The sequence below is a fragment of the Candidatus Tisiphia endosymbiont of Thecophora atra genome, from assembly GCF_964026395.1.
In the GTDB taxonomy this organism is placed as follows: domain Bacteria; phylum Pseudomonadota; class Alphaproteobacteria; order Rickettsiales; family Rickettsiaceae; genus Tisiphia.
This window is the reverse complement of the sequence record NZ_OZ032145.1, coordinates 537803-549821: the sequence shown is the minus strand read 5'-3', so window position 1 is coordinate 549821 and position 12019 is coordinate 537803. Positions and strand designations below refer to the sequence as shown.

At 29.8% G+C, this 12019-nt stretch carries 14 protein-coding genes and 1 pseudogene; 10 read left to right on the top strand and 5 right to left on the bottom strand.

The features are described from left to right. Positions 1–2 precede the first annotated feature (2 nt). From AAGD45_RS02735 to AAGD45_RS02705, 7 genes and pseudogenes are all read left to right on the top strand, one after another. Positions 3–410, top strand: coding sequence for a type II toxin-antitoxin system VapC family toxin (locus AAGD45_RS02735; protein WP_341761895.1), 408 nt, complete (start codon positions 3–5; stop codon positions 408–410). A 154-nt stretch (positions 411–564) separates the two neighbouring features. Next, a complete protein-coding gene (locus AAGD45_RS02730) occupies positions 565–831 on the top strand; it encodes a type II toxin-antitoxin system prevent-host-death family antitoxin (protein ID WP_341761894.1) in 267 nt (88 codons plus the stop codon). Further along, positions 828–1244, top strand: coding sequence for a type II toxin-antitoxin system VapC family toxin (locus AAGD45_RS02725; RefSeq protein WP_341761893.1), 417 nt, complete (start codon positions 828–830; stop codon positions 1242–1244). Before AAGD45_RS02730 ends, AAGD45_RS02725 begins: the two co-directional genes overlap by 4 nt. A 116-nt stretch (positions 1245–1360) precedes the next feature. Beyond that, the gene (locus AAGD45_RS02720) at positions 1361–1519 is read left to right on the top strand and encodes a TraU family protein (protein ID WP_341761892.1); all 159 of its coding nucleotides are present in this window, start codon (positions 1361–1363) and stop codon (positions 1517–1519) included. A 90-nt stretch (positions 1520–1609) separates the two neighbouring features. Then, positions 1610–1747: pseudogene (locus AAGD45_RS02715) on the top strand (transposase); the annotation flags it as partial. Next, positions 1734–2363, top strand: coding sequence for a hypothetical protein (locus AAGD45_RS02710; protein WP_341761891.1), 630 nt, complete (start codon positions 1734–1736; stop codon positions 2361–2363). The pseudogene AAGD45_RS02715 and the gene AAGD45_RS02710, both read left to right, overlap by 14 nt. A gap of 100 nt (positions 2364–2463) precedes the next feature. After that, positions 2464–2685: a transposase gene (locus AAGD45_RS02705; protein WP_341761890.1), complete on the top strand. Its 222-nt coding sequence runs from the start codon at positions 2464–2466 to the stop codon at positions 2683–2685. 170 nt (positions 2686–2855) lie between these two features. On the opposite strand, the gene AAGD45_RS02700 is transcribed toward AAGD45_RS02705, so the two are convergent. Beyond that, complete coding sequence (locus AAGD45_RS02700; RefSeq protein ID WP_341761889.1) at positions 2856–3221, bottom strand: hypothetical protein; 366 nt, start codon at positions 3219–3221, stop codon at positions 2856–2858. A 429-nt stretch (positions 3222–3650) separates the two neighbouring features. Here AAGD45_RS02700 and AAGD45_RS02695 point away from each other — a divergent pair, with 429 nt between their 5' ends. Beyond that, a complete protein-coding gene (locus AAGD45_RS02695) occupies positions 3651–4070 on the top strand; it encodes a helix-turn-helix domain-containing protein (protein WP_341761837.1) in 420 nt (139 codons plus the stop codon). Between the two features lie 151 nt (positions 4071–4221). Here the strand turns inward: AAGD45_RS02695 and AAGD45_RS02690 are convergent, their stop codons facing one another. The 4 genes from AAGD45_RS02690 to AAGD45_RS02675 form a co-directional block, all read right to left on the bottom strand. Continuing rightward, the gene (locus AAGD45_RS02690) at positions 4222–5892 is read right to left on the bottom strand and encodes an IS1634 family transposase (RefSeq protein WP_341760830.1); all 1671 of its coding nucleotides are present in this window, start codon (positions 5890–5892) and stop codon (positions 4222–4224) included. A gap of 308 nt (positions 5893–6200) precedes the next feature. Continuing rightward, entirely contained in the window at positions 6201–6800 is a 600-nt protein-coding gene (locus tag AAGD45_RS02685; protein ID WP_341761888.1) for a hypothetical protein, read from the bottom strand. Positions 6801–6808: 8 nt separating this feature from the next. After that, positions 6809–7180 carry a hypothetical protein gene (locus AAGD45_RS02680; RefSeq protein WP_341761887.1) on the bottom strand — a complete coding sequence of 124 codons (372 nt, stop codon included), beginning with the start codon at positions 7178–7180 and terminating at the stop codon, positions 6809–6811. 7 nt (positions 7181–7187) lie between these two features. Further along, positions 7188–9854 carry a sensor histidine kinase gene (locus AAGD45_RS02675; protein WP_341761886.1) on the bottom strand — a complete coding sequence of 889 codons (2667 nt, stop codon included), beginning with the start codon at positions 9852–9854 and terminating at the stop codon, positions 7188–7190. A 17-nt stretch (positions 9855–9871) separates the two neighbouring features. On the opposite strand from AAGD45_RS02675, the gene AAGD45_RS02670 reads away from it, so the two are divergent. Further along, complete coding sequence (locus AAGD45_RS02670) at positions 9872–10606, top strand: TylF/MycF/NovP-related O-methyltransferase (RefSeq protein ID WP_341761885.1); 735 nt, start codon at positions 9872–9874, stop codon at positions 10604–10606. Between the two features lie 405 nt (positions 10607–11011). Beyond that, positions 11012–11962, top strand: a complete 951-nt coding sequence (locus tag AAGD45_RS02665) for a transposase (RefSeq protein WP_341761884.1) — start codon at positions 11012–11014, stop codon at positions 11960–11962. The last annotated feature ends 57 nt before the right edge of the window (positions 11963–12019 follow it).

Sequence of the window (12019 nt, the reverse complement as noted above, 5' to 3'; positions counted from 1 at the left end):
ATATGCTTGATACCAATATACTTTCAGAATTAAACAGAAAGATACCAAATCCTAAAGTGCTTGCATGGATTGATAAAATTCCTACGAAGTTATTATATATCAGCTGCATTAGTGTTGGGGAGATAAAAAAGGGGATACTAAAGAAAGCTAAAACTGATAAATCAACAGCGTTAAATTTAGAGAATTGGCTAGAAGAAATACTAATAACCTATTCCAATAAAATATTAAATGTTGATTTAGCTGTCTGTCAAAAATGGGCTGAGTTATTAGTAATAGATGGAACAAATGATATAGATAGCCAATTGGCTGCCCAAGCAATAGTTCATGATATGGTTTTAGTTACTCGTAATACCAAGCATTTTACTAAATTTGCAGTAAAATTACTAAATCCTTTTGAGGAATGTGAATAATGTAAGAGGTAAAAACATTGACAAATAAAATTAAGCAAGTACTAGCAATAATTCAGCAGGAAGGAAAAGTTTTAAGAATAAAAGAAGTAGAAATTGATTAGTGGTCGTAAAAAAACAGTTATAATATACAAATAAACAACATTAGAGGTAATTTATGCAAAAATGGCAATTACAAGAGGCAAAGGAACATTTTGAAGAAATTATTGAACTTGCTGAAAACGGGCAACCTCAATTAGTAAATGATAAGAAGAGACATAAAGCAGTCTATATTATCTCAGTGGAAGATTATATGGGTGATAAAATAAAACCTCCTATGTCATTTAAAGAATTTTTATTATCCATACCAAAAATTGATAATGATGATGAAGAGGATTTATTTGAAAGAAAACCAAGTAAAGCTAGGGAAGATATTGATATATGAGATATTTACTTGATACTAATATATTGTCAGAGTTTCGTAAGAAAAGTCCAAATAGCCAAGTAATATCTTGGTTATATCAAGTACCTATAGAATCATTATATATAAGTTACTTAACAATTGGTGAAATTCAAAAAGGGATTGCTAAAAAGAGACAAACAGATTTAATAGCCTCATTAAGTTTAGAAAGGTGGCAAGATATTTTAATTAAAAAATATACCGCTAGAACCATTGGTATAGATAATAATGTATGTAAATGTTGGGGTGAATTACTTGCTATTGATGCTACAAATCAGGTAGATAGCCTAATTGCTGCCCAAGCAATAGTTCATGATATGGTTTTAGTTACTCGTAGTACCAAGCATTTTACTAAATTTGCAGTAAAATTACTAAATCCTTTTGAGGAATTTGAATAATGTAAGAGGTAAAAACATTGACAAATATCAATAATACGGCCTTGAGCAAAAAGTTTGGCGACCCAGCTCAAGGCACAAAGACACGGTTAAGTATCCTACTGTTAGTGGCTATTTTTATGCCATTTTCAGTATCTGCAAGTATTACATGTCAGGGGCATTTTGTCAATCCAATTACTGATATTTGTTGGAGTTGCATATTGCCAATAAGCATAGGCAACTTAATTAATATTGGTAGTGGTGTAAGAGCTTGTCCTCAAACTAAAATTAAGGTATGATGAAGTGAACAAAGTATTATTAGTAAGAAGTATAGAAGAATGAGCAGAAAAAATTATCCAACAGATTTAACAGATGAAGAATGATTAAGGATAGAGGGGTTGTTTCAAGTATCGTATGTAAAGGGAGGTAGACCTTTAAAACATAGCAAAAGAGAGATTTTGAATGCAATTTTTTATGTATTACGTACTGGGTGTCAGTGGAGATATATGCCGCATGACTTTCCAATTAATAGGAGACTACTTTTTTAATAGTTTTGCAAGTATAAAATTAATAGAACAAATAATATTAGGATTACTGCAAGTGAGAGATGTAAATCTTACACAACTTGCCTTAACGATAAAAGGAGACAAGCAAGAATCACGCTATAAGAAATTACAGAGATTTTTTGCCAAATGTGAATTATCATACACATCCTTAGCCAAGTTACTGGTTAGGTTGGCTGGAATTGATGCTGAACAATGGTTATTAGTGCTTGATCGGACAAATTGGAAATTTGGTAAGCTTGACATCAATATTTTAGTATTATCTATTTGCCATAAAGGCATTGCTATACCAATTATGTGGGATATGTTGACAAAAGCAGGAACTTCTAATAACGTTGAACGTCAGCAATTAATGGAAAGGTTTATTACTGTATTTGGCATAGAGAAGATGTCAGCATTGCTTGGGGATCGGGAGTTGATTGGTGATTTATGGCTAAAGTTTTTAGCTGATAAAATGATACCATTTTATATTAGAATCACAGCCAATCTTACCATTGGTAGAACAGAAGATGAATTAGTTACTGCTAATCATTTAATTAAGAGCAGCAAACAAAATGCTACGTATTATGTAAAAACATAAACAAACTATTAGAACAGTTTGTTAGAAGGTTACAGAATGGTGAATATATGTTGTTTAAAGGAAAAAGATATTTGGGAAGTATCTGTAGCGGCATTGCGTAATGATCAAGGGAGAATTAGTAATCATAGCTACCAATGATAACCCTAATATAGCACTAAATATATATAAAAAAAGATGGGAAATAGAAAATCTTTTTGCTTGCCTTAAAACACGAGGATTTAACTTTGAAAACACCCATATAATACATTTAGATAGAATTAGTAAATTGCTTGGTTTACTTGCTATAGCATTTACTTTTGCTTATGTTGTGGGTCAATGGTAAAATTCTATCAGACCCATAAAGCTTAAAAAACACGGTAGAAAGTCTATCTCCTTATTCAGGTATGGCTTAGATTACTTGCAGAGAATATTTTTGAATATTGAAGAAATGATGGAAGTTATAACAAAATTTATTAAGCCCATAACACCATCTTTACTTCGATTATCACCTTGTTAATCTCTTTGTCCTGTACTGAGGCCAAATACAGTAATAAACCTTTCCATTAATTGCTGACGTTCAACGTTATTAGAAGTTCCTGCTTTTGTCAACATATCCCACATAATTGGTATAGCAATGCCTTTATGGCAAATAGATAATACTAAAATATTGATGTCAAGCTTACCAAATTTCCAATTTGTCCGATCAAGCACTAATAACCATTGTTCAGCATCAATTCCAGCCAACCTAACCAGTAACTTGGCTAAGGATGTGTATGATAATTCACATTTGGCAAAAAATCTCTGTAATTTCTTATAGCGTGATTCTTGCTTGTCTCCTTTTATCGTTAAGGCAAGTTGTGTAAGATTTACATCTCTCACTTGCAGTAATCCTAATATTATTTGTTCTATTAATTTTATACTTGCAAAACTATTAAATAAAGTAGTCTCCTATTAATTGTGATAACGCTGTAATCATTCTCTTGCCTCTTAAGTCTTTAACAACCTAACTAATAGAGCTTTGTCTACGCGTTATCTACTATTTTTTATTCTCTCCTTAATCTCTTTGTCCTGTACTGAGGTACATATTATCAATACCCTAATAAGTTTGTGCTACAAGTAGATATTGTATTATACAATATTATTCAGGTATATATATTTTTATAATTTTGTATAAAAATTGTAAAATATTCTACATTAGTATTTTTGACTGTTATAATTTTACTTGTAAACACATAAGCTAGAGGTTATTGTATTGACTTGAGCAAATATTGTAATAGTTACAATTATTCGATATATTAAGTTTACTTTATGTTGACTACAGGTGAAATTATAAGAATATTAATGAGTGAAAAGGGGATTACTGTAACCAAGCTTGCTGAGCTAACAGAAATAAAAGAAAGTACTATTACAAATATAATTTACAACAGAACTACGAAACCTGAATATTATAATAAAGTGGCAAATGTATTGAATGTCCCAATTGACACATTAGTTAAAAATAAAAAGCAGTTTATTGTAAATATCAAAACATATTTAAATGCTTTGCAAATAATTATTGATGTTATTGATACATTAAAAATTCAAGAAATAAGTATTAATATTTTGCATGAATATATAGAATCATTATACCAATACTTAGAAACAAATACGAAGCCTGAGTATGCTAAAGTTTACATTAAAGGTATGATTGAAGGGCACTTAAAATTCGGACTAATAAATGCTAAATAATGCTAGATGCATTAGTTAACATTTGATTATAGAAATATAGATTATTATAGTCTATATCTATACCACCCGACTTCCGCATTTTTTAATAAGGCATAAGCTTAGAAGGCTCATAGTGCTAGGATTTTTAAAATTTAGGCACAACATTATTTTGTTATTTTAAATATATTTCAGCATGGTCTGAACGCTTGATGTTAAAGGTTTTATAGATTTTTCTAGCTTCGTTTTTTATTGCACTTGGTAGTCTATAAAGATCACCAGTCTTTGTATGTCTTAAGATTGAAGCCTGTACTGATATTAATAATTCAACGATGTTAGTTACACTGATCTTTTGGGTCAGAGCAACCTTGTATTCTATAGTTTTAAGCACTGCAAAACTCATATAACACACAGCTATGTGTGCTTCTATCCTTTGTTTAGTCCAGTGAAAAATTGGACGCATTTGTAAATTATGTTTATTGATTCTAAATTGCTCTTCAATTACCCATAATCTAGCATATTTTGCTATTGCTTCATGTGGAGTTATAGTTTGGTCATTGGTGATTACCCCATGTATGCCATCCCACAACGCATCCTGCTCTATCTTCTCTGCGTCAATATAGCTCTTGCCATTTTCACTAGAAGTATATTTTTTTACTCCACTATTAGATATAAGTTTTTTAGTACTACCAGACTCACCAATAGTCTTATTAATTTTATCTAAAATTTTTTGTCGCTCCTGTGCATCATTAATAGCCCTTTTAGATTTATAACTGGTAATTAGACGTTTACCATCATGCTCTAGATCGGCAATCCAAGTAAGATCATTGCCTATAACAGTAGGCTTATAGTTTTCCTCTGATAATATTTCTTCTTTCTTTTCTTTCTTGAGTGTTTTAAGCTTTGCTGCCACAATATAACGATAACCACCTTCATCGAGAGCTTGCAAGTTAGCTTTACTAAACATTGCACGATCAGCAATAAAACAGACATCTTTAACTTTAAGATACGCTTGCCAGCTGTTAATTGATTTAATTAAGGTGCTAACTTCTGCGGTATTACCACTAAACAGCTCATAGCCAAGTGGTAATCCATCCTCATTAGTTGCTAGGGCAAGAACTAGTTGGGTAGTATTAAAGCGATGATCTTTACTATAGCCAAAGGCTCTTAGCTCATCTATTTCTACTGATTCAAAGTATAGTGTAGTGACATCAAAAAATACTAGGCTAATCTCTTTATTAGGAATCAGGGTTAGGGTGTTTTTAAAGCATAATTCTTTAATTTTAGGTATTTGCTCATGTAATTTGTCCATCATCCGATAAGTAGCATCTAGATCATGATGCCTGTCAAATTGATCGCTTAAATACTCAACTATCCCTTTTTTACTATTTGGTCTTACCATACGGGCTAACACTAAATCCTTCAGCATCCCAGCGTCACGTTTCCTTGCTAGTAACTGGTTAAAATGCATTTGATCATAAACATGCCCCCCTATTTGATGCACTCCTTCAACAACTCGCTTGACTTCTACAACCTCATTTAGTTTTACTTCGTTAACAGGTAGAATATCTTTTAACAACTTGTTAGTTGGACGACCTCTTTTAACCTCGTTAGTATCATCAGTAAACAAATTCCTCTGCCCAATTGCAGCTTCTCTCTCAGCTTTAATCTTGGCAATCAAATCTTGTGCTAGGGCAACTAATTTAGCTTCTTCTACTTCATCTATGAAGACTCCTAAATGACGTACTATACGCTGTTTGACGTTACCTTTACTATCACGATAACCTTCCACTATTTGAATAGATTGCCTTGGACTATTAGGAGTTTTTTTACGACGTATGTACATATTAGGGCTATAAAATATGGGGCTATATTCAATTAATTAAATAATAAACAACATCGCAGTTAAAGTCAATAATAAAATATCTACTAGGCACAACAGAACGAGAGTACCACTTCACCTCCTTACTAATGCCACTTATAACAACTAATATCAAAAAATCTGCGGAAGTCAGGAAGAAATAAGTATTAATATTTTGCATGAATATATAGAATCATTATACCAATACTTAGAAACAAATACGAAGCCTGAGTATGCTAAAGTTTACATTAAAGGTATGATTGAAGGGCACTTAAAATTCGGACTAATAAATGCTAAATAATGCTAGATGCATTAGTTAACATTTGATTATAGAAATATAGATTATTATAGTCTATATCTATACCATCTTTAACACAGGCAATGTAATAATTATCTCCTGATATAAGTATTTTGTCTGCTCTATGAATATACTTTTTCCATACATGAGATTTTGGCCAATCGGTTGTTGAAGTACTATAAAAGCATAAAATATTTTGATAATTAGCTAATGACTGTATTGCTTCTGCATCTACAAAACGCAATCTTGCTTCTTCTATGATTTCATCTGCACTTTCTTGGCTAAATATAAATACTCCATAGCTTTGACCATTATTATCTAATAGTAAATACCAACCCAAATCATTTAATAAATAGTATTCCGCTATATTTAAGTCTTGTATTAATTGATAGATATAATTTCTATATTCCTTAGAATGAAATGCTTTAGATCTTATTAATATACTCAGATCTTTGGATATATTGTGAAAAAATTCATAGCTACTACGGTGTATTTTCTCTAAAAATGCACTTATATTATATATTATATCTTGTTTTATATAAAATTCATTAATTATAGACTGATTTAAATGGTTTACTGCTTGTTTGTAGTCCATATTAGCTGTTAATAATATTTTATTCGCATGGAATATTGGGCAACCCTTGTACAAAACTCAATACCTGACATACTTGGCATATTGTGATCTACTATAATAGTAGTAACTTGCTTAAATCTCTCGGGCGAATAAATATTATTACAAATTTTTTTATAGTCTATATCGTATAGTTTTTTTTCGTAATAACCGTAATCTAACAAATGTTTATACCATTGATTATCAAATTGTAAATTTGATAAATAGTTTAATGAGTCAATTGGACTAGTAGAAAAAATAATATTCTTTTTATCTTTGTATATCTCTTTTAGTTCTACGATAAACAATTCATCATCATCTAATATTAAAGTTTGAGTCGGCCAAAAAAATGGTAATAATGACATATGTTTGCTATGTATTATTATAATTAGGGAAATTTAATTGAAACTCTGTATATTGTCCCTCTTCAGATATACAAGATATATCACCCCCGAAAGAATGCATTATTTCTCTACAAAAAGATAACCCTAAACCTGTACCATTTGCACGTCTAGTATAAAATGGTATAAAAATATTCCCTAAATCTTCTTGCTTTATACCTTCACCTGTATCTTTAAAAAAAAGATAATTGTATTCATTAATTCGTTCTGACGTTATATATATTTTTGCATTACTATTTGACCTAGTATAATACAAACTATTTTTAAGTAAATTATGTATGACATGCTTAAATAAACTACTGTCACCTAAAAAGCTAAAATTATAGTTTATTGATAGTATCACTTTATTTTGCTCGTCCTTCATGAATGGATAAGAATCTATTATTACATTTATTTCATGCTTGATAGATAATAGCTCTAATTTTATATCATTACTATCTTTTTTTAATTTTGCTAAAATATTATCTACTAAATATTCTGTTTCTGTAATGACTTGATCTATTCTAGGCAAGATTTTTTTTAATGTGCCTATATCGTCTTGATTGTTTATTTTTCTTTTAATATTATTATTAATTAAGGCAAGTGTAAGTAATGGTGACTTAATTTCATGCATCATCGTTCCAGCTATATTTTTTGCAGTATTAAATCTTACTGTACTTACTAGTTCTTTTCTTTTATTAAAAATGAATCCTATGGTTGTACTGTATATTACTATATATATAAAATTATACATTACTTCACAGTGTACTGCTTGAATAGAATGCGGTATAATAACATAATGTAATGTTATTCCCAGTATAATTCCAATAAATGAAATAATACAAAAGCTAAGCCAATCAACTAGCATAGCTAGCAGAAATATAGCAAGAGAAATATTAATTAACCAAAACTGAGAAGTAGGGTTATTCAATACCATAAATGTTGTGAATAGAGGTAAAGTGTATATTAAAGTAAAATACCAATATAATGGGAAATATTTGATATATTTTTTATGCCAATAATCATGCGTTAATAATATTACACAAATAAAACCCGCTATAAAACGTAATGCTAGGATTACATTAAAGTTATCAACCTTGTCAGAGTCCCACATGAACCATGGTACTATATAATTTATACAACAAAATGTACCATATACTTTTACATTGATAGAATTTTCTTCCATTCTATTTTTAATAAAGTGTATAAATTGGGTGATATTATACTGAGACTTAATAATATGTTGCTTTTTGCTTGTAATATTTTTATTTAACCTTAATCTAAATCCACTATTGCACCATAAATTATAAACTAATATCATGAGTGATATTAGTAACGATACTATAAGTGTACTTATACAAATCTCAACTTTAAGGTAATAATTTAAAAACATTGTAATACATGTTATAACACAGCAGTACCAAAAAAAATTAAGTGGTCTACTTAGTCTTAAAATACCTATGATCATAGGTATACCAACCATTATGCCCCATATTAATTCTAAGTCCATAATAACTCTAATAATATTTAAGTTTAACAAACCAATACTTATGCCTATAATTCCGCTAATAAATGTTGCAATTTTAGCTAACTTTAATTCATTGAAGCTAGAATGTATTTTAAATATACAATTATGTGATAGTAGGATAGCTGCTGAGTTGATATTTGAATCAGCAGTTGACATAATTACCGCGAAAATACCAGCAATAGTTAAACCTTTTACTACACTAGGTAATAAGTTTATTATTGCTATATTTAATAAGTGATGTGGTAAAATATTAGGATATATAATTAACCCAGATAATGCGATAATTGCTAAAGTAAATACAAGTGCAGACTTTATAAAACAATAAGTATACATTATTGATTGTATGTCTTTTGGATTAATTGCGGCTAGATATCTTTGTATTAATGAAGGATTTAAATGATGCGTAGGCATAGATAAGGCAAAAAATAGTATAATATAATTTAAGTAATCAGCCTGATTGAAAAATGATAGTTTATTACTTTCAGATTGTAGTAGTATAGCTGTCATACCTCCAGTCTTATTCAGCATTACACTTGCTAGTATTGGTATAACTACAATTAACAACGTAAATTGTATTACATCTGTTATTGCTACTGATCTAAATCCACCTGTACATGAATAGACTACTATAATTAATCCGCCTATTATCACTCCCATTTCATATTGCATACCAAGTAAAGAGTTAAATATATGACCTAAGGCAGTAATTTGTACTCCAGCTATTCCTGTACAATAAGAAAATCCAATTATAGCTGTTACAATGGACACGTTTTTACCATAAAAGATTTTAATTATATCACTAGCTGATATATTGTTATTAAACCTATTATCAATTTTTATGGCTATGAATTTTGCAAATAAAAAGCTACCTAAAACATATCCAAAATTAGGTATTATAAATATAACACCTAGTTTATATATTTCAGATATTGTTCCTACAGTAGAACCTGCACCAATTATAGTGGCAAGTGAGCTGAACAATAATATAGGGTAACTAAGTTGTTTTTTAGCAATTGCATAATCTATTATATTAACGTTTTTTGCTCTATAGTATACTCCTACTACAATAGTAATTAGTAAATATAAAACAATGATGCTAATGTCCAAATAAGATAATTTTGATATATACATATAAAATTGTTTTTGTTATGCATAAAATACCTTTTAAAAATTACAATTATTTTCAAAATAATGCAATTATATTCCCGGATGTAAAATTAAAGCATAATTATGGCAATAACCAAATACTTCATTTTTGTACAGCCAATAGACCTGTAACAGATCATTTGTCTACTATAAGCTACATAAAAAAGCACATGCGTGGTTGCATAATTTTTGATTGCGATGCGGATATATTAAAATTTACACTAGAAAGTGTTAAAACAGTTACTAATAGTCTTATTATTGAATTTGGAGTATGCACTGGCAAAACTATTAACATTATTGCGGCACTGAATTCTAAAAATATTGTTTATGGATTTGATTCATTTGATGGTCTTCCAGAAGACTGGCGTACTGGAGCAAATAAAGGTACATTTAAATTAAGCGATGATATTGTACCACCTTTATTGGCAAATATATCAATATATAAAGGTATGTTTGAAGACACTATCCCCCAGTTTAAAAATGAAATAAAAGACACACCCATATCTTTAATACATATAGATTGTGATTTATATTCCTCAACTAAAAGTATATTTAAATATCTATCTACAAATATAGTAGTTGGCACATTTTTATTATTTGATGAATATTTTAATTACGATGGCTGGGAAGAACATGAGCATAAGTCATTTATAGAATTTATACAGCATACTAATTTATCTTTTGAATACATAGCTTATAATAAGTTTCATGAGCAAGTCTTAGTACGTATTTGTTAAATCACATATGCCTTTATGCAGCAAATGTTTCTGACTGTTTAGAGATGAACTCTACTCTTATCTTCGAGATATAAAATGGCAAGAATTATGGTCCGGAATGGGATTAATATGTGGTGTGTGGGATATCTTGCTTCGATAGCGGACTATTTAACTGCTCCTTTGACCAAGCAACTTCATCTACTCGTCTAGCGTCGATAAAAAATAATCTCCTGTTTAAATCCATGTGTTCTAGATTCTTATATCTTTAAATTATGATATAAGTAATTGTAAGAGGGTGACTTGATAGGTTCTTGATTGAAATAATCGTGCACAGAATAAGTACCCTCTTACAAGGTTTGCTTTGAACAAATTGCAGAAGGTGCTGGAAGCAGCAGCCTTGCACAATAAGATGAAGGAGATTATATCATGAGTAAAATAATAGGTCTAGATGTAAGTAAAAAATGGTTAGATATATGTTTATATGAGTCTAACAATAAACCGATATATAATTGTTTTTCCAATGATAAGTTAGGGCATGAAGAACTGATAAAACTAATAAAAGAGCAAGAAATTAAGATAATAGTATGTGAGCCTACTGGAGGTTATGAAGCAGAGATTTGCCAAGAATTGTATAATAATAAGCAACAGATACATAAGATCAATACCTATAGTTTTAATTCATTTAGTAAATCGGTGAATTTGTGTAAAACTGATAAGAAGGACGCATTTAAATTAGCATATTATGGCGATAAGATGCAACTTACAGCTAATTATTTATATCAAGTTGAATCAGAGACTTTGAAGAGATGTCAGCAAAGGCGAGAAGATTTAGTATTAATGCTTAGCAATGAAAAGAAGAGGCTACATCATAGTATTGATGGCATTGATAAAGAGAGTATAGAAAAACTCATTAAATTTTTACAGAATGAAATAGCTGAGCTTGATAAGAAATTAAATGAGGTAATAGATGAATCAGAAGAGTTGAAAGAGAAGGTAAAAATATTAGAGAGTGTGCCTGGTATTGGTAAATGCGTAGCTAAAAAACTAATTAGTTTTTTACCTGAATTAGGAAATAAAAATTATAGTAGTAACGAATTGTCAGCAATTGTGGGGATAGCTCCTTATGCTCGTGATAGTGGTAATAAGCAAGGACGAAGATTTATTAGAGGTGGCAGGAAAATACCACGAGATGCTTTATACATGGCGGTATTGGCGGGGAAAAATGGTGTCAAAAATAGTTTTCAATATTTAAAAGTTTTATATGATAGGCTTGTTAACAATTTTAAACCTAAAAAGGTTGCTATAGTTGCGTGCATGCGTAAACTACTTGAAGTGTGCCATAAACTTATTCAACAAAAACGTTGTTTTGTTATTTAGATAAATATTTTTTATTTTTTTGAAATTTTAGATAAAAGATAATTGCTGTTGACAAAA

Excerpts from the sequence above, each read along its gene's own strand:
- AAGD45_RS02735 (WP_341761895.1), top strand. The coding sequence starts at position 3 with ATGCTTGATACCAATATACTTTCAGAATTAAACAGAAAGATACCAAAT.
- AAGD45_RS02705 (WP_341761890.1), top strand. The coding sequence starts at position 2,464 with ATGATCAAGGGAGAATTAGTAATCATAGCTACCAATGATAACCCTAAT.
- AAGD45_RS02680 (WP_341761887.1), bottom strand. The coding sequence starts at position 7,180 with ATGTCATTATTACCATTTTTTTGGCCGACTCAAACTTTAATATTAGAT.
- AAGD45_RS02695 (WP_341761837.1), top strand. The coding sequence starts at position 3,651 with ATGTTGACTACAGGTGAAATTATAAGAATATTAATGAGTGAAAAGGGG.
- AAGD45_RS02690 (WP_341760830.1), bottom strand. The coding sequence starts at position 5,892 with ATGTACATACGTCGTAAAAAAACTCCTAATAGTCCAAGGCAATCTATT.
- AAGD45_RS02710 (WP_341761891.1), top strand. The coding sequence starts at position 1,734 with ATGACTTTCCAATTAATAGGAGACTACTTTTTTAATAGTTTTGCAAGT.
- AAGD45_RS02665 (WP_341761884.1), top strand. The coding sequence starts at position 11,012 with ATGAGTAAAATAATAGGTCTAGATGTAAGTAAAAAATGGTTAGATATA.
- AAGD45_RS02685 (WP_341761888.1), bottom strand. The coding sequence starts at position 6,800 with ATGGACTACAAACAAGCAGTAAACCATTTAAATCAGTCTATAATTAAT.
- AAGD45_RS02730 (WP_341761894.1), top strand. The coding sequence starts at position 565 with ATGCAAAAATGGCAATTACAAGAGGCAAAGGAACATTTTGAAGAAATT.
- AAGD45_RS02675 (WP_341761886.1), bottom strand. The coding sequence starts at position 9,854 with ATGTATATATCAAAATTATCTTATTTGGACATTAGCATCATTGTTTTA.
- AAGD45_RS02670 (WP_341761885.1), top strand. The coding sequence starts at position 9,872 with ATGCATAAAATACCTTTTAAAAATTACAATTATTTTCAAAATAATGCA.
- AAGD45_RS02725 (WP_341761893.1), top strand. The coding sequence starts at position 828 with ATGAGATATTTACTTGATACTAATATATTGTCAGAGTTTCGTAAGAAA.
- AAGD45_RS02720 (WP_341761892.1), top strand. The coding sequence starts at position 1,361 with ATGCCATTTTCAGTATCTGCAAGTATTACATGTCAGGGGCATTTTGTC.